Raw genomic sequence first — 23,512 nt, forward strand, 5'->3', positions numbered from 1 at the left:
CCTACCGGTCCCTTCGGGGAGCACCGTGCGCTTCAGCCGCCGAGGTACGGAGCGACGCCCTCGGCGAACGCCGCCATCTGGTCGGTGAGTTCCGTACGGCTCCGGCTGCGGAACCGGACCTGGATCTGGTGCACGCCCATCGCCCGGTACTCGCGCAGGGACTCCGCCAGCCGTCCGGGCGCCCCGGCCAGGGTGCGTCGCCCGACGTCCCACGCGGGCTCGCCCACGTACAGCGGCTCGGTGACGGCACCGGCCTCGGCGGGCGTACGGTTTCCGGCCTCCTCCCGGAGCCGCCGCAGCTCGGCGAGCTGCGGCGGGAGCTGGTCCCGGCGGTCGCCCTGCGGCAGCCAGCCGTCGCCCCGTACGGCCGCCCTGCGGACGGCGGCGGGCGACGAGCCGCCCACCCAGACCGGCGGGCGCGGCTCCTGCACGGGGCGCGGGGACTGTCCCAGCCCTTCGAAGGCGATCTCCTTGCCCTGGTAGGAGGGGAACTCCTGCGGCCCCAGGGCCGCCTTCAGCGCGTCGACCGCCTCGTCCAGCAGGGCGCCGCGCCGCGTGAAGTCCACGCCGAGGGCGTCGAACTCCTCCCGTACGTGCCCGGCGCCGACCCCGAGGATCAGCCGCCCGCCCGAGAGGTGGTCGAGGGTCGCGTACTGCTTGGCGGTGATCAGCGGGTGCTTGAGGCCGACCAGCGCGATGTGGCTGAGCAGCCGTACGCGGGTGGTGGCCGCCGCCAGGTAGGCGAGGGTGGCGACCGGGTCGTACCAGACCGTGCTCATCGCCGCGGCCAGCCGCCGCGGGATGCCGATGTGCTCGCAGCAGGCGACGTAGGCGAAGCCGTGGCGGTCGGCGGCCCGGGCGATCTCGACGAGGTCGGCGGGTCCGGCCGCGGCCTCCCACGGTTCCGCGTAGAGGGTGCTCTGCGACTGCACGGGGAGCTGGATGCCGTAGGACAGCCGCCCCTCGGGCAGTATCCGTACGCCTTCGAAGGCGCCGTCGTTCCGTGCGCCTCGCTCCGTACCGCTGTCCACGCCCACCCCCGCACGCCCGGCCCACGGCCCGTCCTCGACGGCTAGGGCGTTTCTGATGGATCTCCGTGGAGGGCACCGAGCGGCGTTCGGTGCGTGCGCTTGGGGGTCCCCCCTGCTCGAAGAGCTTGGGGGAGTGCGGTGTGAAGGGTCATGTGGCGGAGCCACCTGTCCCTTCGCGCCGTGCGGCGAGGGTGCGTGCCGGGCGTCGCGAGGCCACGGAGATCCATCAGAAGCGCCCTAGAGGTCATGGTGTGGGCTGCCGGGCCATCAGGCAAGGGGTGCGGGTGGCGGGGGTACGGACGTCAGGGCCTCAGGTGGGCGGGCAGCGAACAGGCCGCCGTGCCGCCGGGCATCCGGTGCCGGTTGTCGGCGACCAGCCGGTACACGGCGTGCGCGAGAGGGCGGAACGGCGGCAGGGTCAGCAGCGCCCCGGGCACGGCCCAGGTGCCCCGCGCGCTCATCAGCAGCTTGGCGACGGCCTGCGCGCCGCCGTACACCCGCCCGGCCGGGGTGATCCACAGGACCTCGTGCTCGGCCCTTTCCTGGGTGACGCCGAGCGCTTCCAGGTCGGTGAACTGCCAGGCCGTGACGGTGCAGCGGGGGCGTATGCGGGCTTCGGCGATCCGCACGGAGGTGGTGCAGAAGCCGCAGTCCCCGTCGTAGACGAGTACGGGTCGTGTCCTCATGCCCCCATCATGCCGGGGCGTCGGCGGCACACCGGCGGCACCCCGCACCGGGCGTCCCGGGCCGCGCGGCGCGCCCCGGACCGGGCGTCCCGGCAGCTCCGCTCACCGGTCCGGTACGCCTCCGCTCACCGGTCCGGTACGCCGATGCGCTCCCCCTCGTCCGCCGCCGCCCGCAGCAGCAGGTCGGCCAGCTCGCCGGGGCACGACAGCATGGGCCAGTGCCCGGTGTCCAGGTCGAAGAAGCCGACCCTGGGCTCGGCGAGGCCGGCGAAGGCCGGGTCGCCGGTGGCCACCAGGGCGCGGACGGCCGCGGTGCTGGTGACGTTGCGCGTGCAGAAGATGCCGGTCGTGGGCAGGGCGGCCGTCGCGCCGGTCAGCCGGACCGGCTGGGTGAGGGTGGCCAGCGGCTGCGGTGCGGCGAGGCGGGCCAGCCGGTCCAGGCCGTCCTTGGAGATGCCGTCCAGGGCGCCCCAGATGTCCGTTTCCTCGAACGCGGGCGGCGGCAACCGCCAGCCGTCGCCGTGCTCCTGGGCGCGGCGACGCAGGCGGTCCCGTACGGCCGGGTCGGGCAGTGCGTCGAGGACGGTGCCGCCGTCGTGGGGCAGGCCCGCGTCCACGAACACCAGGCGGGCGATGCGGTCCGGGTCGCGGTCGGCTGCGGCCAGGGCCGGGTAGCTGCCGTAGCAGTGCGCGACGAGCACGGTCTCGCCCGCTTCCTGCGGATCCCCCGCGCCCTCGTGATCCAGGACCTGCACCACGTCCTCGATATGGGTGTTCAGGTCGGTGCCCGGACCCGACAGGTGGCGGCGGTCCCCCATCCCGGTCAGGGTCACCGGATGCGCCCGGTGTCCCGCCGCGCGCAGGTGGTCCGCCACCTCCCGCCAGATCCACCCTCCGGTGTACCCGCCCGGCACCAGCACGAACGTCGTCATGTGTGTCACCTCCAGGCCTCCCATCGTGACCGTTCGGCTGCCGTACGGGGAGGTCCCGGGCGGTTGCGGGTGCACGAAAGGCGTCACCTCGCGCAGGCGCGCGCCGGCGCTACACCCCCGCTCCCGCTCCTGCCCCTGCTCCTGCCCACAGCCCCTCCGGTGTCAGGCCGAGCAGTTCGATGGCGTTGCCGCGGACGATCCGTTCGACCACGCCGGGCGCCAGGTGCCCCATCTGCGCCTCGCCGACCTCGCGGGAGCGCGGCCAGGTGGAGTCGGAGTGGGGGTAGTCGGTCTCGTACAGGACGTTGCCGACGCCGATCGCGTCCAGGTTGCGCAGTCCGAAGGCGTCGTCGAAGAAGCAGCCGTACACGTGCCCGGCGAAGAGTTCGGACGGCGGCCGAAGGACCTTGTCGGCGACGCCGCCCCAGCCGCGGTTCTCCTCCCAGACCACGTCAGCGCGTTCCAGGATGTACGGGATCCACCCGATCTGCCCCTCCGCGTACATGATCTTCAGGCCGGGGAAGCGGTCGAACGCCCCGCTCATCAGCCAGTCGACCATCGAGAAGCAGCAGTTGGCGAAGGTGATCGTGGAGCCGACGGCGGGCGGCGCGTCGGCGGAGGTGGACGGCATCCTGCTGGAGGAGCCGATGTGCATGGCGATGACGGTCGAGGTCTCCTCGCAGGCGCGCAGGAAGGGGTCCCAGTCGCCGGTGTGAATGCTGGGCAGGCCCAGATGTGGCGGAATCTCGCTGAAGCAGACCGCCCGTACGCCGCGTTCCGCGTTCCGGCGCACCTCCTGTGCGGCCAGTTCCGCGTCCCACAACGGGACGAGGCCGAGCGGAATGAGGCGTCCGCGCGCCTCCGGGCCGCACCACTCCTCCACCATCCAGTCGTTGTACGCGCGCACGCACAGCAGCCCCAGTTCGCGGTCTTCGGCCTCGGTGAAGGTCTGGCCGCAGAAGCGCGGGAACGTGGGGAAGCACAGCGCGGACTGGACGTGGTTGACGTCCATGTCGGCCAGCCGCTCCGGCACGCTGAAGGAGCCGGGGCGCATCTGCTCGTAGGTGATGCCTTCCAGTCTGATCTCGTCGCGGGCGTACCCGACGGCGGTGTCCAGGCGGGTCAGCGGGCGGTGCAGGTCCTCGTAGACCCACCAGTCGGCGAGTGGCCCGTCGTCCCCCGGCCGGCCCATCTTCGGCGCGAACCGGCCGCCGGTGAACGTCATCTCCGTCAGCGGTGCCCGCACGATTCGGGGGCCGATGTCCTGATATTTCGCGGGGAGACGGTCCCGCCAGACATGGGGCGGCTCCACCGTGTGGTCGTCCACCGAGATTATCTTCGGAAAACTCTCCATGTTTTTTACCGTAGCGCTGAACTGACGACCCGTCAGCAAAGCTGTGGCGCGAGGGAACGCGTGCAGATGACACCGGTTCGCACCCGGGCCTGGCGGCACACGGCCGCACAGGCGGCTGAGCAGCGACGCTCGGGCCCACGCCGGCGCCCGGGCCACGCACGGGCGGCTGCACGCGCATCCGCACGGGAATCCGCACCGGCGCACCCCCCGCTCCCCATTCCGCCACACAGCCGAACACCAGCCCGAACACCAGGCGTGGAGAGACCGTGCCGAGTCCGGACCCCTACTGACGTAAGGGGCTACGACAAGGCAGACTGGCCGATGCGAACGAAGTGCACAGGGCAGGGGGACACCATGGACGACGGTCCGGGGCAGGGCCAGGAGCGGCTCCGCTTCACCGTGCTCGGTCCCGTACGGGCCTGGCGCGGCGCGACGCCACTGGCGGCCGGCTCCCCGCAGCAGCGTGCGCTGCTGGCCGCCCTTCTCCTGCGGGGCGGACGCACCGCCACCGCGTCCGAACTCGTCGACGCCCTCTGGGGCGAGGAACCACCGCACGCCGCCCTCGCGGCGCTGCGCACGTACGCCTCCCGCATCCGCAAAGCCCTCGGCGCGGACGCGGACACCCTGGTCAGCGAGTCCGGTGGCTACGCGCTGCGGTCCATGGACAACCAGCCGCTCGACCTGGACATGGGCCACGCCGAGCAGTACGCGGCCGAGGCCGAGAAGGCCAAGGCGTCCGGCGACCGCTGCCGCGCCCGGGACCTCCTGGACTCCGCGCTGGCCCTGTGGGACGGCGAGCCGCTGGCCAACCTCGCCGGGCCCTACGCGGAGAACCAGCGCACCCGCCTGGAGGAGTGGCGCCTGTCCCTCACGGAGACGCGCCTGGAACTCGACCTGGAGCTGGGCTGCCACGGCGAGGCCGTCTCGGAGCTGACCGCGCTGACCGCCGCCCACCCGTTGCGCGAGCGGCTGCGAGAACTCCTCATGCTGGCGCTGTACCGCAGCGGCCGGCAGGCCGAGGCACTCGCCGTATACGCCGACACCCGGCGTCTGCTCGCCGATGAGCTCGGGGTGGACCCCTGCGCGTCGCTCTCCGACCTCCAGCAGCGCATCCTGCGCGCGGACACCGAGCTGGACGCGCCCGCCGTGCCGCACGACGGCCAGGTGCCCGGCGAGCCGGCCTTCGTACGACCGCAGCAACTTCCGGCCACCGTCGCCGACTTCACCGGCCGGGCCGCCTTCGTCACGGAACTGAGCGAGCAACTCGCCACCGCCGAGGGCCGGGTGATGGCCGTCTCGGCGCTCACCGGCATCGGCGGCGTCGGCAAGACCACCCTCGCCGTACATGTCGCGCACGCCGCCCACGCGCACTTCCCGGACGGCCAGCTGTACGTGGACCTCCAGGGCGCGGGACACTCCCCGTCCCACCCGGAAGCGGTGCTGGGCGCGTTCCTGCGCGCGCTGGGGACGCCGGGCGCGGCCATTCCCGACGGCATCGAGGAACGGGCCGCCCTCTACCGCTCGGCCCTCGCCGGCCGCCGGCTGCTCGTCCTGCTCGACAACGCCCGCGACGCCGCCCAGGTCCGCCCGCTGCTGCCCGGTACGGACGGCTGCGCGGCGCTGATCACCAGCCGCGTCCGGATGATAGACCTGGCCGGCGCCCACCTGGTCGACCTGGACGTGATGAGCCCTGAGGAAGCGTTCACCCTCTTCGCGCTCATCGTGGGCGAGGAGCGTGTGAACGCCGAGCGCGAGGCGTCCATGGACGTGGTCGGCGCCTGCGGCTTCCTGCCGCTGGCCATCCGTATCGCCGCGTCCCGGCTGGCCGCCCGCCGCACCTGGACCGTCTCCGTACTCGCCCGCAAGCTGGCCGACGAGCGCCGCAGGCTGGACGAGCTGCGGGCCGGCGACCTCGCCGTGAACTCCACCTTCGAGCTGGGCTACAAGCAGCTGGAGCCCCGCCAGGCGCGGGCCTTCCGGCTCCTGGGCCTCGCCGACGGCCCCGACATCTCGCTCGCCGCCGCGGCCGCCCTCCTCGACATGGACACCGACGACGCCGAGGACCTCCTGGAATCGCTCGTCGACACCTCCCTCCTGGAGTCCGCCGCCCCCGGCCGCTACCGCTTCCACGACCTGGTGCACCTCTACGCCCGCTCCTGCGCGGAGCGCGACGAGCAGCCGGCCGAGGAGCGCGACGCGGCCCTGGCCCGGCTGCTGGACTTCTACCTGGCCACCGCCACCCACATGTTCGCGCTGGAGCGCCCCGGTGACCGCCTCACCGACCACACGGAGACCCCGCACTACCCGGGCCTGCTCTTCACCGACCGCTCCGAGGCCCTGAGCTGGCTCTTCAACGAGACCCGCTCCCTGATCGCCTGCGCACTGCAGAACACCGGCGAGAAGGTGCTGCGGCGCGCCGTCGACCTGCTTCTCCTCACCCGGGACATGGCCGAGTCCGGTGCCAACAGCCGTCAGTGGGAGCAGGCCAACCTCGTCCTGCTGGACGCCGCGCGCCGGGCAGGCGACCAGCACGCGGAGGGCCGGGCCCACTGGGCACTGGCACCCTTCTACACCCATTCCGGGCGGCTCAACGAGGCGGACGAGCACGCGAAGCTGGCCACCCTGCTGGGGCTCGCCGCGGGAGATCCCTTCGCCGCCTCCCAGGGCCCCAACGACCGCGGCATCATCGCCAGCATCCAGCACCGCTTCGAGGCGGCCGAGGGCTACCTGAACCAGGCCCTGCTCGCCTTCCGCGAGACCGACAACAAGCAGTCCGAGGCCAGCGCGCTGTGCAACCTGTCGCGGCTGCACCTGGACACCGGGCGCATCGAGAGCGCCATCCAGCTCGCCGAACAGGGCGTCGCCGCACTCCGGGAGGTCGGCGCCACCCGCCGCCTCGGCAACGGCAGGTACGCGCTGGGCATGGCGCTGACGCTGGCCGGCAGACTCGACGAGGCCACCCAGCAGCTGACCGAGGCACTCGCCATCTTCCGCGACAGCCGGCAGCGCTTCTGGGAGGGCATGACCTACCTGCGGCTGGCCGAGGTCGACCTCGCGGCCCACCGCCCGGCCAACGCGGCCAACTACGCCGAGCAAGCGCTGTCCGCCCTGCGGGGGCTGGGCGGCGGCCGGTGGCGGGCCGACGCGCTGACGACACTGGGGCACGCCCTGAACCAGATCGGCCACACCGGCCGGGCCAAGGTCTGCTGGCAGGAAGTCGTGTCCATTCACGAGCAGATGGGCCTGCCCGTGGACGGGGAGATACACCATCTCACCGCCCCCGTCGCGTTGGTGTAAAAGCCGCCCGGACCGAGGGCTTCAGGCGTTTATCGATCGTTCATCGCGAGGGTCCAGTCTCTAATTACCGACCCGCCGCCTCGGGGGGCAAGCGGCTCGGTGACCAGGCCCCACCGTAAGGTGCCAGGCCGCGGTCCGCCCGTCCGGCGACCCACGGGGGAGTTGCCGGCCGGGCGGGCCGACAGCGCCCACACAACGGAGTTGATCACCGTGAGCTCTCAGAATCAGGCTCGAAAGGACGACGACAAGGACATCGTCAAACCGCTGGACAGCCACCGGCCGATCCAGCCGGAGGACAGCCACCGGCCCATCAAGCCGGAGGACAGCCACCGGCCGATCCAGCCCATGGACAGCCACCGGCCCATTCAGCCCATGGACAGCCACCGGCCGATCCAGCCCATGGACAGTCACCGGCCCATCAAGCCGGAGGACAGCTACCGGCCGAACCAGCCCATGGACAGTCACCGGCCCATCAAGCCGGAGGACAGCCACCGGCCGATCATCGACGGCCAGCCGGCCGCCGAGGACGGCAACGTGGTCGTGATGGGTGAGAGCGACCTGCCCGTCGCCGAACCGAAGTAGCGCGACGCCCGTACGGGCGGGCCACGGGGGAATGGCCGGCCCGCCCGTACGGCGAGCACCACCACACGAGACCCACTGCGGTTTCGGTGGTCCGGGGGATCGGGGGATCCGGGGGGACCACTGAATCCGGGGATCGGGGGATCCGGGGGGATCCGGGGGATCGCGGGGGCCGGTTTCGATGGCACTCAGGGGGGAGCCATCGAAGCCGGTCCCCGCGGCATACCCGCAGCCATATTGATTTCTCCCCATTCTTACGGCTGTTTCCAGCCGGGGGGATCGAACACACGCCTCACCGTTAGCCAGCGTCACTCACCAGGGATTCCCCCACGGAGGAAATGGAATGAGCCGTATCAAGCGCACCCTCGTCACCCTCGCCCTCACCACCGCGGTGGCGGGCGCCGCGGCGGCCCCCGCCATGGCCGACAGCCACGCCCCGAACAGTCCGGCCGACGTCAGCGTTCTGGACACCCACCGGCCGATACCGGCCGACCGCTCCGTCGCGCCCGACACCCATCGTCCGGACGCCGGCGGTTTTGTACCGCTGGACACACACCGTCCGTGACCCGCCGGCCCGTTCGGGGCCGGACTACGTACGACGGGGGCCGGACCGGTGAGGCCGGCCCCTACGGCGTACCGCGCCGGCGCTACGCGAGCGACCCCATGTCCGCCGACAGCCAGCGCCGCGGCCGCAGCCGGATGGTCACCGACGGGCCGAACGTGGGCAGCATGTCCTTGAGGTACACCGCCGCGGCCTCAGGAGCGAGGTAGCGCTCGGCCATCGCGCGCAGTTCCTGGTCCGTCGACGGCTCGGTCGAGACGACCGCCCCCTCGACCGACACATAGCGGACCGTCGGCGTGAGCCGGTCCACCATCAGGGAGAACCGGCCCGCCGCAGCGATCAGCCGGTGCTTGCGGGAGTCCCGCTCGGTCGTGATCCACAGGTCGCCGCCCGGCTCGTACGCATACCAGATGGGCACGGTGAGCGGGGCGCGGTCCGCCTCGCCCGATGCCACCGACAGCGCCCCGATGTGCGGCTCGGCCAGAAATGCCTCGCGCTCTTCCGTACTCAACGGCATGGGTCGTCTCCTCGCGTGCTCGTGCGGACAAGGTCGCCAGCCCGCCCAACGTCGCCGCTCCCGTGAATGTTCCGCTCCACCACCGACCTGACGCCTCGTCATATCACCTCGCGTCTGCTACGGTCACGCCCCCGCTCCCCTTGGAGGCGCGACGTGTTCGAAGCCGACCGTGTGCGTTCACTGTGGGAACTGCTGCACCACCGGGCGGAACTGTCCCCGCGGGCACCGATGTTCCACGACGAGACCACCACCGGCTCCGGCCGGGCCGTCGGCTTCGGCGAGGTGCGGGACCGGGCCCTGCGGCTGGCGGCCGGGTTCCACGGGCTGGGGATCGGCGCCGGCACGCGCGTCCTGTGGCAGCTGCCCACCTGGCCCCTGACCGTCGCGGTGTCGTTCGCGCTGGCACGCCTCGGGGCCGTACAGATACCCGTCCTGCACCTGCACCGGGAGCGCGAAGTCGGCTTCGCGCTCCGGCAGTCGGCCGCCGCGTACGCGGTCGTGCCGGGCGTGTGGCGCGGCCACGACTACGCGGGCACGGTACGCAAGGCCGCACCCGGCGGCGTACGGGTGCTCTCCGTCGCCGACGGGCTGCCGGAGGCCCCGCCCGACGGCGTACTGCCCGAGTTCGTACGGCCGGGCACCACACCGACGTGGATCTACTACACCTCCGGCACCACCGCCGAGCCCAAGGGCGTCGAGCACACCGACGGCTCGCTCATCGCGGGCGGCGTCGGGCTGGCCACCGCCCTGGGCATGACGGACGCGGACACCGGCTCGATCGCCTTCCCGTACGCGCACATCGCCGGGCCCGACTACGTCGTCGCCATGCTGCTCAGCGGCTTCCCGGCCGTGGTGCTCGACGCATTCGACCCGGCGGCGGCGGTCACGGCGTACCGGCGGCACGGGGTGACGATGGCGGGCGGGAGCACCGCCTTCTACCAAGCGTTCCTCGACGAGGCCCGGCGGCGCCGGGGGCACGCCGGGCCAGGGCCCGCAGTCCCGCTCATCCCCACCTTGCGGCTGCTGTCCGGAGGCGGGGCGCCGCTTCCACCGGAGCTGTACCACGCGGCCGGCCGTGAGCTGGAGTGCTCGGTCGTGCACGGGTACGGGATGACGGAGTGCCCGATGATCGCGATGGGCACGCCGTACGACAGTGACGAACAGCTCGCGCACACCGTGGGAAAGCCGGTGACCGGGGCACGCGTCCGGATCACCCGCGCCGACGGCAGCGAAGCGGGGCCCGGCGAGCCGGGCGAGATCACGGTACGCGGGCCGATGGTCTGCCGCGGCTACACCGACCCGGCGCTGACGGCCGGGGCCTTCGACGCGGAGGGATACTTCCGCACCGGCGATCTGGGCCTGCTGCGTACGGACGGGCATCTCGTGATCACCGGGCGGCTCAAGGACATCATCATCAGGAAGGGCGAGAACATCTCGGCCCCGGAGATCGAGGAGCTGATCCGCGCGCACCCGGCGGTGGACGAGGTGGCGGTGATCGGCCTGCCGGACCGCGAGCGCGGCGAGCGGGTCTGCGCGGTGGTGACCCTGCGGGGGCCCCGGCCGGGCGCGGAGGCGTTGACGCTCGATGCGCTCACCGCCCACCTGCGCCGGGCCGGGCTGATGCCGCAGAAGCTGCCGGAGCAACTGGAGGTCCTGAATGCGCTGCCGCGGGGCGGGCCCTTGAACAAGGTGCTCAAGGGGACGCTGCGGGAGCGGTTCGGGGGGCTCTGAGGGCCCGGCCGGCCGGGGTCAGGTGAGAGGGCCGGGCTGCGGCACGGGCTCCGGGGCCGCGTCGGGGTCGGACGGCCGCGGGACCGGGTCCGGCCCCATGGGGTCGCTCGGCCCGGGCGGAGGCGGGCTCGGGTCGGGGCGGTCGGGGCCGGGCCGGGGGCCGGGTCCCGGCTGCGGGCCGGGCGGGTCGGGTGGGTCGGGTACGGGGCCGCCGGGCTCCGGCCCGCCGGGATACGGAGTGCTCATACTGCACGCCTTCCACGCGAGGGCCGCTTCCCAACCACCGGACCGGGCAAGCGGCCGGTCACACCGCGCTGGGGGTGCGGTGGTCTACGGGCAGGCCGGTTCACCGGCGGTTCGGTTCACGGACGGGCCGGTTCACGGACGGGCCGGTTCACGGACGGGCCGGTTCACGGACGGGCCGGTTCACGGACGGGCCGGTTCACGGACGGGCCGGTTCACGGACGGACCGGTTCACGGACGGACCGGTTCACGGACGGACCGGTTCACGGACGGACCGGTTCACGGGTGGTAGCGCTCCTCCACCTTGGTGGCGATGCCCTTCTTGACCGTGACCCGGACCTTGACCGTGTTCTGCTGGGACGCCTTTTCGAGCTGTCCCTCGGTACAGGCGGTGGTGCCGTAGCTGCCGGGGCCGATGGTGACGCTGCCGTCGGGACCGCCGCAGACGGTCGTGGCGCCGAGGATCCTGGTGTCCGTGGCGGTGAAGAACGCCTGCTCCGTGCCGGACTCGGGGGCCACGGTGTACGTGCCCGGAGCGAGGTACTTCAGCGTGCCGTTCAAAGTGACGGTGCCGCCTTTACGGCCGGTGCCCGTGCCCGTCCCGCTTCCGGACCCGGTGGAACCCGTGGGCCCGGTGGAACCCGAGGAACCCGTACCCGAGGAGCCCGCGCCCGCGGAGCCCGTGTCGCCGCCGGCCGAGCCCGAGCCGCCCGCCGGCCTCCGACCTCACCCTCCCTGGCCTGGGTGTTCTCGCTACGCGAGCGTCGGGAGGCCTCCTCTCAGCTCCCCCTTGACGATCTTCCCGCTCGCGTTGCGCGGCAGCGCCGCCACGAACGCGACCTCCCTCGGCACCTTGTAGTTCGCCATCTCCCTGCGCGCCCAGGCGATCAGCTCCGCCGCGGTGAGCGTGGAGCGCGGACGGCGCACCGCGTACGCCTTGCCGACCTCGCCGAGCCGGGGGTCGGGGACCCCGACGACGGCGACCTCGGTGACGTCCGGGTGGCGGGCGAGCAGCTGCTCGATCTCGGCGGGGTAGGCGTTGAAGCCGCCGACGATGAACATGTCCTTGAGGCGGTCGGTGATGCGCAGGTTGCCGTCGGCGTCGAGCACTCCGACGTCGCCGGTGCGCAGCCAGCCGTCCGGCGTCAGCACGTCCGCGGTGGCCCGCGGGTCTTCGTGATATCCGGACATCACGTGGTAGCCGCGGACCTGGACCTCGCCCGCCGTCCCTGTCCCCGCCACCCGGCCGTCGGTGTCCACGATGCGTATCTCGGTGCCGGGTATGGCACGTCCGGACGTGGCGGCGACGGTCGCGGGCGGGTCGTCGCGGCGGCACATCGTGACGATGCCGGAGCTCTCCGAGAGGCCGTAGGCGGTCAGGACGGTGGTGACGCCCAGTTCGGCGCGGAGCCGTTCGACCAGTTCCAGCGGTACGACGGCGGCGCCGGTGACGACCAGGCGCAGCGAGCCGAGGTCGTACCGGGCCCGGTCCGGGTGGTCGAGGAGCTGCTGGTGGAGGGTGGGCGGGCCGGGCAGGACCGTGACGCGCTCGGCGGCGATGTGGGCGAGCGCCGTGGGGACGCCGAAGACCGGCTGCGGGATCATCGTGGCGCCGCGCAGCAGGCAGGCGATGATGCCGGCCTTGTAGCCGAAGGTGTGGAAGAAGGGGTTGACGATCAGGTAGCGGTCGCCGGGCGCGAGTCCGGCGAGTGCGCTCCAGACGGCGTACGCGCGCAGTGTCTGGGCGTGGGTGATCACGGCGCCCTTGGGGCGGCCGGTGGTGCCGGAGGTGAAGATGATGTCGGACGGGTCGTCGGGGCGGATCGCGTCGGCCCGCGCGCGCACCGTGGCGGCGGGCACCGCCTCGCCCGCCGCCAGGAAGTCCTTCCAGGTGCGGAAGCCGTCGGGGGCGTCCCCGGAGAGGACGACGGCCTGTTCCAGGTCCGGCAGGCCGGGGAGCGGGCCGCGGCCGGTGCCGTCCCGGGCCGCGCGGCGCAGCGAGGCCACGTAGGACGTGCCGAGGAAGGTGCCGGTGACGAAGAGCAGGCGGGCGCGGGTGCGGCGCAGTACGTCGGCCGTCTCGGCGCCCTTGAAGCGGGTGTTGACCGGGACCAGGACGGCGCCCGCGGTCACCGCGCCGAGTGCGGCGGTGATCCAGTCGGTGGTGTTGGGGGCCCAGACGGCGACTCGGTCGCCGGGTGCGACACCGGCGGCGGCGCAGGCCGCCGCGGCCCGTTCGATCCGCTCCCCCAGCTGCGCGTACGTCAGGCGGTGACGGCCTTCGGCGACCGCCTCGGCCGGGCCGTACCGCTCGGCGGCGGTGCGCACGAGGCGGGGGATCGTGCCGTGCTCCAGGTCGGCGCGGGGGCCGGTGGCGTCGGGCTCGTCCAGGTCACCGCGCATCGCACAACCTCCCGCGAAAGAGCTGACTACCCGTCAGGTTAGCGGTAGCCTCCTCGGCTGTCAGCACGGATGGCCGAGGACCCGGCGCGGGGGGCCGCGTCCCCGGCCCGGATGTCCGCGCCGACGGCACCGAAGTCCGTACGGACGGCCGACCACGGAGGTGGCGATGGGCGCGACCCTCAAGGACGCGGCGGTGATAGCCGGGATAGGCCAGACGGCGTTCGCCAAGCGGCTGCCCGAGTCCGAACGCACGCTGGCGTGCCGGGCGATCGTCGCGGCGCTGGACGACGCGGGGGTCGCCCCGGCCGAGGTGGACGCGTTCGCCTCGTACACCATGGAGGAGACCGACGAGGTGGAGGTCGCCAAGGCGATCGGCGCCGGGGACGTCACCTTCTTCGCCAAGGCCGGTTACGGCGGCGGTGGTTCGTGCGCCACCGTCGCGCACCTGGCGGCGGCCGTCGCCACCGGGCAGGCGAGCGTGGGTGTCGCCTGGCGTTCGCGCAAGCGCGGTTCCGGGCCCCGCCCGTGGCGGAACACCGCTGTCCAACTGCCCACTCCGGCCCAATGGACCCGCCCCTTCGGTCTGCTCCGCCCCGCCGACGAGATCGGTGTCCTCGCCCGGCGCTACATGCACGACTACGGCGCCACCCGTGATCACTTCTTCAACGTCGCCCTCGCCTGCCGCAACCGGGCCAACCAGAACCCGGCCGCGATCATGTACGACCGGCCGCTGACCCGCGAGATGTACATGACCGCCCGCTGGATCAGCGAGCCGCTCTGCCTCTTCGACAACTGCCTGGAGACCGACGGCGCGCTGGCCTGCGTGGTCGTCGCCGCCGAACGCGCCCGCGACCTGCGCCACCGCCCGGTCTACGTCCACTCCGCCGCGCAGGGCCTGCCCGCCCAGCACCACGGCATGGTGAACTACTGGACCGACGACCCGCTCACCGGACCGGCCTGGACCGCCGCCCGGCAGCTGTGGAAGCAGGCCGACTTCGGCCCCGAGGACGTCGACGTGGCGCAGATCTACGACGCGTTCACCCCGCTGATCCCGCTGTCCCTGGAGGGGTACGGCTTCTGCGGGCGCGGCGAGGGCGCGGCCTTCACCGAGGGCGGCGCCCTGGAGATCGGCGGCCGGCTCCCCCTCAACACCGCGGGCGGCGGGCTGAGCGAAGCGTACGTCCACGGCTTCAACCTCATCACCGAAGGCGTCCGGCAACTGCGCGGCACCGGCACCGCCCAGGTCCCGGACGCCGCCACCTGTCTGGTCACGGCCGGTGAGGGCGTCCCCACATCGGCACTGCTGCTGAGGAGTTGAGTGCTCATGTCCACCAGCATGGGGCCGACCACTGACAACGGCCCCGAACCGGCCCCGGACCAGGGCGGACTCCGGAACACGCACTCCGCCGCGGCCCCCGCCGACGCCCTCCTGCTCCCCGTCCCGGACGACGACGGCGCCCCCTTCTGGGAGTACGCCGCCCGCCGCGAACTCCGCGTCCAGGCCTGCGCCGCCTGCGGTGAACTCCGCTTCCCGCCCCGCCCGTGCTGCCCGCACTGCCAGTCGTTCGACCACCGCTGGCGGCGGATGTCCGGCCGGGGCCGCGTCTGGTCGTACGTCGTACCGCACCCGCCGCTGCTGCCCGCCTACGCCGCGCAGGCCCCGTACAACGTCGTGGTGGTGGAGCTGGCCGACGCCCCGCGCATCCGCCTCGTCGGCAACCTGGTCACCGCCCCGGACGCCCCGCTGGACTCCGTCGACCCGGCCCGCATCCGCATCGGCGCCCCGGTCAGGGTGGCGTTCCACGAGCAGGCGCCGGGTGTGACCGTGCCGCGCTGGCTGCTGGAGCGGCCGTGACGATGCCGTCCGCACAGGAGGAGGCCCCGTCTCCGGTCCGTGTCGAGACGGCACCGGACGGCGTCGCCCTGGTCACGCTCAACCGGCCCGGACGCCACAACTCCGTCGACCTGGCGACGGCCGGCGCGCTCGCGGCCGTCTGGCGCCGGTTCCGCTCCGACGACGACGTGCGCGCCGTCGTCCTGGCCGGCGCCGGGCGTGCGGCGTTCTGCACCGGCATGGACCGTTCGGCGGACGTCCCGCAGCCGTCCTCCCCGTACTCGGCCGACGACCCGCTGCTCGGCATCGGCCCGAAGGCGAACGACCTGTGGAAGCCGGTCGTCGCGGCCGTCGAGGGGATGGCCTGCGGCGGGGCGTTCTACCTGCTGGGCGAGTGCGAGTTCCTGGTCGCCTCCGAGGAGGCCACGTTCTTCGACCCGCACACGACGTACGGAATGGTCAGCGCGTACGAGTCGGTCTACATGGCGCAGCGGATGCCGTACGGCGAGATCGCGCGGCTGTCCCTGATGGGCACGGCGGAGCGGCTCGGCGCCCGCCGCGCCTACGAGACGGGCCTGGTCTCGGAACTGACGCCGCCGGGCGGCGCGGTGGCCGCGGCCCGGCGGGCCGCCACCGTGCTCGCCGCCCAGCCGACCGGTGCGGTGCAGGGCACCGTACGGGCCCTGTGGGCGTCGCGGGAGGCCGCGCGGGCGCAGGCCGTGGCCCACGCCCCGCAGCTCATCGCGCTGGGCAGCCTGCCGCCGGAGCGGCAGGCGGAGCTCTTCGCGGCCCGGGTCCGGGACTTCCGGGTCCGATGACCTGGCCGGCCGTTCGTCCCGGGCGGCCCGTCACAGCTCCGACTTGCGCGCCCTGCGTATCTCGCAGGTGAACCACATCTGCTGCGTCGACCGGTTGGTGTAGTAGTACGTGGCCGTGTACGTCTCGGTCTGTCCCGGCCGGACGATGATGCTGCGCTGGTGCAGCCCGAACGCCGTGCCGTCGGCGGGCCGCGCCTTCATCCAGTTGACCGCCATCTCGTACTTGAAGGTCTTGGTGAGCGACGGGTTGGTCACCGAGACCGAGTATTCGAGGCGGCGGGCCGACTGGTCGTAGCGGCAGCTGTTGCCGCGCGCGTCCGAACGGCCGTCCGGGTCGTACGTCTCCTCCGGCGTCGGCGACGGCGAGTAGGAGTACGACGGCGAGTAGCTGTAACCGGTGGGGGGTGGCGGCGGCGGTGTCACCCGGCGGGCGTGCCCGCCGGGCAGCAGGGCGCCGCAGCCGACCAGTCCGAGCGCGCTGGCGGCCACCGTCGCGGCCGCGATGGCGGCCCGGCCGAGCCGTCGTCCCTCGGTAGCCATCAGGACAGCGGGGTGCGCTGGACGTCGGTGACCGAGCAGCGGTACGTGCCGGTGGTGGCGGCGTCGGACGGCACGTACTGGATCACGTCGAGCGAGTCGGTGCGGCCCGGCATCACGTAGGGGATGCTCGGGTGGCGGGTACCGAGGTCCTTGCCGCCCGGCGCGGTGAACTTCACCGTCAGCAGGTACGTGTACTTGGTGGTCGACGAGCTGTTGGTGGCGCTGACCGTGGTCTTCACGCTTCCGGCGCCGTTGTACCGGCAGCCGTCGATCTTGATGTCGCGCATGGCGCTGCGGCTGCTGCCGGAGCCGCCGGTGGTGTAGCCGGACGTGCTGCCGCCGGTGGTGTAGCCGGACGTGCTGCCGCTGGTGGAGCTGCTGGAGCTGCCGCTGCTGGTGCCGCCGTCGTAGCCGCCGGTGCTGGCCTCGTAGCCGCCGCTGGTGCTGCTGCCGCCCGTACTGCTGGAGCCGCCGTCGCTGCCACTGCTGTGGCTGCTGCCGCAGCCGCCGCCGTGCGAGTGACGGGCGCCGGTCAGCGCGACCAGGACCACCCCGGCCGCCGCGACCGCGCGGACATGACGGAACTTCATGATGTTGTGCCCCCGTTGACCCCGTTGAAAGAACCGCGCCGCACGCGCGGCGCATCTCGTCCTTATCTTTTCTTGACGAGTGCACGGCAGACTAGCAACGTCTTTGCATTACCCAAAATCTCTTCCTGACCAGGTAAAACGCGCAGCTCTGGCGCACGCGCGCAGTCGGGCGTAGCGTCGTTTACAGAGGGAAACGGGACGAATCAGCGACCTGAGAGGCGACGCCTGTGGTGCGCAACGTACTCGGATCCGTACTGGCCCTCGCCGGAGCGGCGGCCGCCGTCTGGAGCCCCTTCCGTGCCTGGTACGACGGCCGCCCCGGACGCGAGATCCGTATCGAGGACCTCTTCCGGGGCATCACCGGCGAGAAGGCCGATCTGTTCGGCTCGCTGTTTCTGCCGATGGCCTTCGCCGCGCTGGTGACCCTGGTCGGCATCGTGCTGCGCTCCCGCCTGCTCGTCACGGTGGCGGGCGTGGTGGTGCTCGGCTTCACCATCCTGTGGATGGTCCGCCAGGGCCAGGAGGCGGGCAGCCTGACGGTGGGCGAGAACGCGAACCAGGACCTCGGCCTCGGCGTGGCGTACGCCCTCGGCGGGGGCGCGCTGCTGTGGCTGGCGGCGCTGGTGATGAGCGGGCGCCGCGGCCTACGCGCCCGGCGTCGTGACGCGGGCTTCGACGAACGGTACGGCGATCCGGAACCGTACGCGGCTCCCGGCGGCCCCGGTCCCGCGCCCGAGTGGGAGCCCGGGCCGATCCGGGGCGGGGACACCCCGCCGCAGGGCGTGCCCGCATACGGCGCGCCGCCGCCCTCGACACCGCACCACCAGCCGCCCGTACGGTGGCCGGGCGCCGGGCACCCGCCGCCGGAGTCGGGGCAGGCCGCGGACGACCAGCCCACGCGCGCGGTCCGGATGCCGCCGGCCTCGGACGACCCGGGGCAGCCGCCGCCCCGCCCCGACGACGAGACGCGCCCCATCAGGACCACGCCGCCTCCGGAACAGCCGGACCGGCCGGCGGAACGGGCCGGTCAGCCGGACCGGCCCGAACAGCGGCCCTCTGCGGAGGACCGCCCGCGCTGGGACAAGGACCAGTAGGCTTACGGCCGTTGCCGCCCAGCGCGCCGTGGCGGCCCGTCACGAACGCCGCGGGCGGCCCGTCACGAACGCCGCGCCAGCCCCGTCCCCTTCGCCGCGTCCAGCGCGTACACGCACCGGTCCTTGCTGCACGCGTAGACCACGCCCCCGACGGCCACCGGCGTGCCGGTGATCTCGCCGCCGGTGGCCAGCTTCCAGCGCAGCTGCCCGCCCATCGCGTCCAGGGTGTACAGGCAGTGGTCGGCGGAGCCGAAGTGCACCCGGCCGTCCGCCACGACGGGCGCGCCGATCACCTCGCCGCCCGCCTGGAAGCGCCAGCGCGGCGTGCCCGTGACGGCGTCCAGGGTGTAGAGCGCCTTGCCGCTGCCGAGGTGGACGGCGCCGTCGGCGACCAGCACCGGTTCGGTGGACTGCCGGGCCTCGGTGGCGATGCGCCAGCGGTCCCGGCCGTCGGCCGCGTCCAGGGCGTAGACCGTGCCGAGGTAGTCGGCGAGGTAGAGGCCGCCGCCGGTGACCGCGGGCCCGGGCGCGAACGCGGGGCGGCCGAGGAAGGCGGCGGGCGCCTCGAAGTGCCAGCGCACCTCGCCGCGCGCGATGTCGATCGCCAGCACCCGGGTGCCCGCGGTGACGTACACGGCGCCGTCCGGCGCGGGCAGCAGCCGCACCGGGACGCCGCCGCAGGAGGCCGCGTCGCCGACCGGGTACGACCAGCGCTCGGCGCCCGTACGGGCCTCCAGGGCCTTCAGCCGCCCGTCGGCCCAGACGAAGACCGTGCCCTCGTGCAGGACCGGTCCCAGGTCGGCGGTCTCGAAGTCGGTCTGGACGCCGCCGGTCTCCCACAGCCGTTCGCCGGTGGCGGCCTCCCATGCCTGGACGCCGCCGCCACGGGTGCCGGTGACGACGGTGCCGCGGTCGGCCCTGAGGGCGTAGATCCAGCCGTCGCTGCCCAGGCGCCAGCGCTCGGTGCCGTCGGCCGCGTCGAGCGCGTACAGGCTCGGCCCGTCGGAGGCGTGGATACGGCCGTCCGCGACGGCCATGCTCCAGGCGACGTCGCGGGTCTTGAACTGGCGCCGGCCGCTGGCCACGTCGAGGGCGTGCACCTCGAAGGAGGTGACGTACAGCAGGTCGCCCGCGACCGTGGGCGTGCCCCACACGTCGTTGGACATGCGAAAACGCCAGGGGCGCCAGCGGGCCGGGGCAGCGCCTCCGGAAGCCCCGGCGGGGGCCTGCCCGGAGCCGTGCCCCGCGGCGCCGCCCTGCTGCGGCAGGGACGCGGGCGGGTCGCTCTCGTGGGGGCCGGGGACGGGCGCGCCCGCGGGCGGCCGGACCCAGTCCGTGGCGGGCGCCTGGGCGCGCGGCGGCTGCGGCTGGCCGCCGTCCCCGGCGCGGGGGCCGGGGCCTATCGGTGCCGAGGTGCCGGCGAGGCGAACGGAGCCGTCCGGAGCGTCGGCTTCCGGCAGCCGTGACGGTACGGGCGGGGCGGACGAGACCTGCGGGGCCACGGAGACCGACGGCGCGGCGGACACCGGACCGGCGGGCGCGGACTGCGGCGGCTGCGCGGCGCCGCGCGGGTCGGCGGCCCGGCGTGCGCCGGGGCCCACGCCGGCGGCTCCGGCCCAGCCGGGCTCCGCCTCGGGCGCGGCCGTCGCACCGCCGCCGGCCTGCACGGCCGCGGCTGCCGGGGCGTTGCGCGGGCGCGGTGGCGGCGGCTGGGCGGGCGGCGGTGACTGCGGTACGGGCTGCCGCGCGGCGGCACGGGCCTGCCCGGAGCCGCCGCGGCCGGCGGACGCCGCCGCGGCCTGGCGACCGCCGCGCCGCCCCTCGATGAGGGCGACGGCGCCGGCCGGCAGCCAGGCGGAGGCGGTGCCGCTGTCGTCGCTGCCGGAGCCGAACAGGTGCGGCGCGAGCTGCGACTGGAGGTCGGCGGGGGTGGGGCGCCCTGACGCCTCCATCTGCATGCAGGACTCGATCAGCGGCCGCAGCTCGTCCGGCAGCCCGGCCAGGTCCGGGCCCTCGCGCAGCAGCATGAAGACCGTCTCGACCGGGTTGGCGCCGTGGAAGGGGGCGTGTCCGGTGGCGGCGAAGACCAGGGTGGAGCCGAGCGAGAAGACGTCGCTGGCGCCGGTGACGCTGCGGGAGTCGCGGGCCTGCTCGGGCGACATGTACGCGGGCGTACCGACGGCCACGTTCGTCATGGTCAGGCGGGTGTTGGAGACGCCGCTGGCGATGCCGAAGTCGATGACCCGGGGACCGTCCTCGACGACCAGCACGTTGGACGGCTTCAGGTCCCGGTGGACCAGGCCCGCGCCGTGGATGGACTGCAGCGCCTCGGCGATGCCGGCCGCGAGCCAGCGCACCGCCTGGGCCGGGAGCGGCCCGCACTCATTGACTATTTCCTCCAGGGAGGGTGCGGGCACGTACGCGGTCGCCAGCCACGGCACCGCGGCCCGGGGGTCGGCGTCCACCACCGCGGCGGTGTAGAAGCCGCTGACCGCGCGGGCCGCCTCGACCTCGCGGGTGAAGCGGACCCGGAACAGCTGGTCCTCGGCGAGTTCCGTACGCACCGTCTTGATCGCCACGCGCCGTCCGGACGCCGAGCGCGCGAGGTAGACCAGCCCCATGCCGCCGGCCCCGAGACGGCCGAGCACCTCGAACGGGCCGATCCGCCGGGGATCGTGCTGCGTCAGCTGTGTCAGCTGCTCCACCACTTGCCTGCCACCTCCCCGTGGGGCGTAAAAGAGACTCTCAAAAGCCAGTGGCCGCCGAGAGCCACTGCCCCGTGCAGCGTCTCACCGCCTGGCCGATTCGGCCGTACGCGTGCTGATTCTTCCTGGCCGGGCCCACGGTTGCGAACCCGGGGCCGCTCCCGTCGTGTCCCGGCGGCTCCTGCGGTGCGCACCGGTACCGTCACATGCCGTGACGGGCCCGTGCGGACGGGCGTCCGTACGGGTGTGCCCGGGGCACCGGCGCGGGCCGCCGGCGGGCTGTCGAACACCGTACGACCGGATCGCGCCGCGCCGTGCGGTCGCCGCGCCGTCACCTCGCCCGAAACCGGCGCCGGGCCGTCACCTCGTCCGGGTACGTCCGTCGAGCGCCGGTATGTCCCGCGGCCCCCGGCCTTCCCCCGCACGCAGCGGAAGGCGTCCGCCGAGCCTGCTGTCCGTACCGGTCATGCGCCCCGTCCCCGTTCTCTCCCCGCGCGCGGACCCCGTGCCGGGTCGGCGCCGCCGTGCCGTCGCGCACCGGCGCGGCCGTACCCACTGTGCCGTACTCAAGGTCGTCGCGCTGCCCCGCCGGGTGGTCACTTCTGCCCGGACGAGTGCCCTCGCGCAGGCTCCCCCTCACAGGTCCTCCACAGGCTCCGCACAGACCCGCTGCCGGGCCGCGCCGTCCGCGGCCCGACAGCGGGAGCTGCTACCGGTCCCAATTGTGGTGGGTGGGTGCCTACTTAGGGGCCATGACGCCGAAGCCGGCACCCTGGTTGTCGGCGAACACCGCGAACGGGCCGCCCGGTGTGCCGACCGGCTCCACCGTGATCCGGCCGCCGAGCCGAGTGGTGGTCCGTACGGCGTCGTCCATCCCGGGGACGAGGAAGCAGACGGTGAAGTGCGCCGGCATCGCGGCGGGGGCGTGCTCGTCCATACGGATGCGGCCGCCGATCTCCTGGTCCTGCCCGGCGAGCCGCCAGGGCCGGAAGCGCTCGTCGGACGCCGGGCTGTCGGCCACGCTCTCGAAGCCGAAGACCTCTTCGTAAAAGGCGTCGGCCTGCTCCGGCTCACGGGTGCTCAGGCTCGTCCAGACATACGCGCCGGGCTCGCGCCGGGCCCCGAAGCCCTGGTGGGTGCCGGCCTGCCAGACGCTGAAGACCGCGCCCGTCGGGTCGGCGGCGACCAGCATGGTGCCCAAGTCGCCGACGGGTGAGGCCTCCGAGACGATCCGGCCGCCCGCCCGCAGGATCCGCGCGCTGGTCCTGGCGGCGTCCGGGGTGGCGAAGTAGATGTTCCACGCGGTGGGCATCCGGCCGTCCCGCTTGGGCATCAGCCCGGCGGCCGCCCTGCCGTCCTTGTACGCCTCGGTGTAGTTCCCGAACTGCGGAGCGCCTTCGGAGAAGGTCCAGCCGAACAGCTCTCCGTAGAATCTCTTGCCCGCCTCCAGGTCGGGAAGCATGACATCGGCCCAGCACGGGACGCCCGCAGCGAATGCAGTCATGGGGCCAAACTAGCCCCGGATCAAGCTCCGCGCCCGGAGATTAATCGAACATTTTGCCAATTCGCTGTGATCACGTTCATTACCGGACATTCCCCGGCTGTCCGGCGACGGGCGCTCTCCGGCGGAATCCCGCCCCCCGCTTACCGGAAAGTTGTCCACAGCCTGTTGACAATACGATTCACTTGTTCGGGCCAAGGCGTCCCCCGGCCCTGCCCGGGCCGCACCGGCCGGCCGGTGCGCAGGGCCGGCCAGGACCGATACGGCCGAACTCCCGCATCCCCATTTGCAGGCAGCCAAATCGCGCTCCGATCACCCCTCGGTAAGCTGACGGCATGACAGGACAAGTTCGGACCGTCGACGGCAGAGTCGCCGGGCGCCGTGGACAGGCGACCCGGCAGAAGCTGCTCGACTGCCTCAGCGACATGCTCAGTTCGTCCCCGTACAGAGACGTCAAGGTCATCGATGTGGCCCGCAAAGCGGGCACTTCGCCCGCGACGTTCTACCAGTACTTCCCCGATGTCGAGGGCGCGGTACTGGAAATCGCCGAGGAGATGGCCAAAGAGGGCGCGAGCCTGACCGATCTGGTGGCCGGACGCTCCTGGGTGGGCAAGTCCGGCCGGCAGGCGGCCGAGGAACTCGTCGAGGGATTCCTCTCCTTCTGGCGCAGAAACGACGCGATCCTGCGCGTCGTCGACCTCGGTGCCGCCGAGGGCGACAAACGGTTCTACAAGATCCGCATGAAGATCCTGAATGCCGTCACCAACTCCCTTACGGACTCCATCAAGGAACTCCAGTCCAAGGGCAAGGTCGACAAGGACGTCAGCGCGGCCGCGATGGCCGGTTCGCTCGTCGCCATGCTGGCGGCGGTCGCCGCCCATCAGAAGGGCTTCACGAGCTGGGGCGTCAAACAGCAGGAATTGAAGCCGAACCTGGCGCTCCTGGTCCACCTGGGCGTCACCGGGAAAAAGCCCACCAAATAACCCAGGGCTCGCCCCACGGCTCACTCCTGCTTCCCACCCCACCACACAACTCGGGAATACCTCACGAAATAGCCCATGGAACGTTCTCCGTTCGCGCTCGTCCTGCCATAGC

The 23,512-nt window shown here is 73.2% G+C and carries 20 protein-coding genes; 9 read left to right on the forward strand and 11 right to left on the reverse strand.

Annotated features, from left to right (window positions below):
* Nucleotides 1–32 precede the first annotated feature (32 nt).
* The 4 genes from ACZ4Z1_RS04920 to ACZ4Z1_RS04935 all read right to left on the reverse strand — a co-directional run bounded on the left by ACZ4Z1_RS04920 (nucleotide 33) and on the right by ACZ4Z1_RS04935 (nucleotide 4,003).
* Nucleotides 33–1,037 (reverse strand): TIGR03619 family F420-dependent LLM class oxidoreductase, encoded by a 1,005-nt coding sequence (locus ACZ4Z1_RS04920; RefSeq protein ID WP_468485163.1) that lies wholly within the window; start codon nucleotides 1,035–1,037, stop codon nucleotides 33–35.
* A gap of 296 nt (nucleotides 1,038–1,333) precedes the next feature.
* Complete coding sequence (locus ACZ4Z1_RS04925) at nucleotides 1,334–1,717, reverse strand: thiol-disulfide oxidoreductase DCC family protein (RefSeq protein WP_468485164.1); 384 nt, start codon at nucleotides 1,715–1,717, stop codon at nucleotides 1,334–1,336.
* A gap of 125 nt (nucleotides 1,718–1,842) precedes the next feature.
* Complete coding sequence (locus ACZ4Z1_RS04930) at nucleotides 1,843–2,649, reverse strand: alpha/beta fold hydrolase (protein WP_468485165.1); 807 nt, start codon at nucleotides 2,647–2,649, stop codon at nucleotides 1,843–1,845.
* 109 nt (nucleotides 2,650–2,758) lie between these two features.
* A complete protein-coding gene (locus ACZ4Z1_RS04935) occupies nucleotides 2,759–4,003 on the reverse strand; it encodes an amidohydrolase family protein (RefSeq protein WP_468485166.1) in 1,245 nt (414 codons plus the stop codon).
* Nucleotides 4,004–4,357: 354 nt separating this feature from the next.
* Between ACZ4Z1_RS04935 and afsR the strand changes: the two genes are divergently transcribed.
* The 3 genes from afsR to ACZ4Z1_RS04950 all read left to right on the forward strand — a co-directional run bounded on the left by afsR (nucleotide 4,358) and on the right by ACZ4Z1_RS04950 (nucleotide 8,444).
* On the forward strand, nucleotides 4,358–7,300 hold the full coding sequence (gene afsR / locus ACZ4Z1_RS04940; protein ID WP_468485167.1) for an SARP-family global regulator AfsR: 2,943 nt from the start codon (nucleotides 4,358–4,360) through the stop codon (nucleotides 7,298–7,300).
* Between the two features lie 210 nt (nucleotides 7,301–7,510).
* The gene (locus tag ACZ4Z1_RS04945) at nucleotides 7,511–7,882 is read left to right on the forward strand and encodes a laminin G (protein ID WP_468485168.1); all 372 of its coding nucleotides are present in this window, start codon (nucleotides 7,511–7,513) and stop codon (nucleotides 7,880–7,882) included.
* A gap of 340 nt (nucleotides 7,883–8,222) precedes the next feature.
* Nucleotides 8,223–8,444, forward strand: a complete 222-nt coding sequence (locus ACZ4Z1_RS04950; RefSeq protein ID WP_468485169.1) for a hypothetical protein — start codon at nucleotides 8,223–8,225, stop codon at nucleotides 8,442–8,444.
* A gap of 82 nt (nucleotides 8,445–8,526) precedes the next feature.
* Here the strand turns inward: ACZ4Z1_RS04950 and ACZ4Z1_RS04955 are convergent, their stop codons facing one another.
* A complete protein-coding gene (locus ACZ4Z1_RS04955) occupies nucleotides 8,527–8,958 on the reverse strand; it encodes a pyridoxamine 5'-phosphate oxidase family protein (protein ID WP_468485170.1) in 432 nt (143 codons plus the stop codon).
* A gap of 153 nt (nucleotides 8,959–9,111) precedes the next feature.
* Between ACZ4Z1_RS04955 and ACZ4Z1_RS04960 the strand changes: the two genes are divergently transcribed.
* Nucleotides 9,112–10,689 (forward strand): class I adenylate-forming enzyme family protein, encoded by a 1,578-nt coding sequence (locus ACZ4Z1_RS04960; protein WP_468485171.1) that lies wholly within the window; start codon nucleotides 9,112–9,114, stop codon nucleotides 10,687–10,689.
* A gap of 522 nt (nucleotides 10,690–11,211) precedes the next feature.
* Here ACZ4Z1_RS04960 and ACZ4Z1_RS04965 read toward each other — a convergent pair.
* Together ACZ4Z1_RS04965 and ACZ4Z1_RS04970 are read right to left on the reverse strand one after the other, a co-directional pair.
* Nucleotides 11,212–11,493, reverse strand: coding sequence for a hypothetical protein (locus tag ACZ4Z1_RS04965; protein WP_468485172.1), 282 nt, complete (start codon nucleotides 11,491–11,493; stop codon nucleotides 11,212–11,214).
* Nucleotides 11,494–11,685: 192 nt separating this feature from the next.
* Entirely contained in the window at nucleotides 11,686–13,335 is a 1,650-nt protein-coding gene (locus ACZ4Z1_RS04970) for a FadD3 family acyl-CoA ligase (protein WP_468485173.1), read from the reverse strand.
* A 166-nt stretch (nucleotides 13,336–13,501) separates the two neighbouring features.
* Here ACZ4Z1_RS04970 and ACZ4Z1_RS04975 point away from each other — a divergent pair, with 166 nt between their 5' ends.
* Genes ACZ4Z1_RS04975 through ACZ4Z1_RS04985 form a run of 3 tightly spaced genes read left to right on the forward strand, consistent with a single transcriptional unit; the run spans nucleotide 13,502 to nucleotide 15,987 of the window.
* Nucleotides 13,502–14,653 carry a lipid-transfer protein gene (locus ACZ4Z1_RS04975; protein WP_468485174.1) on the forward strand — a complete coding sequence of 384 codons (1,152 nt, stop codon included), beginning with the start codon at nucleotides 13,502–13,504 and terminating at the stop codon, nucleotides 14,651–14,653.
* A 6-nt stretch (nucleotides 14,654–14,659) separates the two neighbouring features.
* Nucleotides 14,660–15,190, forward strand: a complete 531-nt coding sequence (locus ACZ4Z1_RS04980; protein WP_468485175.1) for a Zn-ribbon domain-containing OB-fold protein — start codon at nucleotides 14,660–14,662, stop codon at nucleotides 15,188–15,190.
* Between the two features lie 2 nt (nucleotides 15,191–15,192).
* A complete protein-coding gene (locus ACZ4Z1_RS04985; protein ID WP_468485413.1) occupies nucleotides 15,193–15,987 on the forward strand; it encodes an enoyl-CoA hydratase/isomerase family protein in 795 nt (264 codons plus the stop codon).
* Between the two features lie 30 nt (nucleotides 15,988–16,017).
* Here the strand turns inward: ACZ4Z1_RS04985 and ACZ4Z1_RS04990 are convergent, their stop codons facing one another.
* Both ACZ4Z1_RS04990 and ACZ4Z1_RS04995 read right to left on the reverse strand, forming a co-directional pair.
* Nucleotides 16,018–16,527: a hypothetical protein gene (locus ACZ4Z1_RS04990; protein ID WP_468485176.1), complete on the reverse strand. Its 510-nt coding sequence runs from the start codon at nucleotides 16,525–16,527 to the stop codon at nucleotides 16,018–16,020.
* Nucleotides 16,527–17,117 (reverse strand): hypothetical protein, encoded by a 591-nt coding sequence (locus ACZ4Z1_RS04995; RefSeq protein WP_468485177.1) that lies wholly within the window; start codon nucleotides 17,115–17,117, stop codon nucleotides 16,527–16,529. The genes ACZ4Z1_RS04990 and ACZ4Z1_RS04995 overlap by 1 nt, the downstream gene beginning before the upstream one ends.
* A 227-nt stretch (nucleotides 17,118–17,344) precedes the next feature.
* Here ACZ4Z1_RS04995 and ACZ4Z1_RS05000 point away from each other — a divergent pair, with 227 nt between their 5' ends.
* Complete coding sequence (locus tag ACZ4Z1_RS05000) at nucleotides 17,345–18,211, forward strand: hypothetical protein (protein ID WP_468485178.1); 867 nt, start codon at nucleotides 17,345–17,347, stop codon at nucleotides 18,209–18,211.
* A gap of 62 nt (nucleotides 18,212–18,273) precedes the next feature.
* Here the strand turns inward: ACZ4Z1_RS05000 and afsK are convergent, their stop codons facing one another.
* Both afsK and ACZ4Z1_RS05010 read right to left on the reverse strand, forming a co-directional pair.
* Nucleotides 18,274–20,907 carry a protein serine/threonine kinase AfsK gene (gene afsK / locus ACZ4Z1_RS05005; RefSeq protein ID WP_468485414.1) on the reverse strand — a complete coding sequence of 878 codons (2,634 nt, stop codon included), beginning with the start codon at nucleotides 20,905–20,907 and terminating at the stop codon, nucleotides 18,274–18,276.
* A 748-nt stretch (nucleotides 20,908–21,655) separates the two neighbouring features.
* Nucleotides 21,656–22,420, reverse strand: a complete 765-nt coding sequence (locus ACZ4Z1_RS05010) for a VOC family protein (RefSeq protein WP_468485179.1) — start codon at nucleotides 22,418–22,420, stop codon at nucleotides 21,656–21,658.
* Nucleotides 22,421–22,752: 332 nt separating this feature from the next.
* On the opposite strand from ACZ4Z1_RS05010, the gene ACZ4Z1_RS05015 reads away from it, so the two are divergent.
* Nucleotides 22,753–23,400 carry a TetR family transcriptional regulator gene (locus tag ACZ4Z1_RS05015; RefSeq protein WP_468485180.1) on the forward strand — a complete coding sequence of 216 codons (648 nt, stop codon included), beginning with the start codon at nucleotides 22,753–22,755 and terminating at the stop codon, nucleotides 23,398–23,400.
* The last annotated feature ends 112 nt before the right edge of the window (nucleotides 23,401–23,512 follow it).

The organism is Streptomyces sp. NPDC030165, from assembly GCF_055573595.1.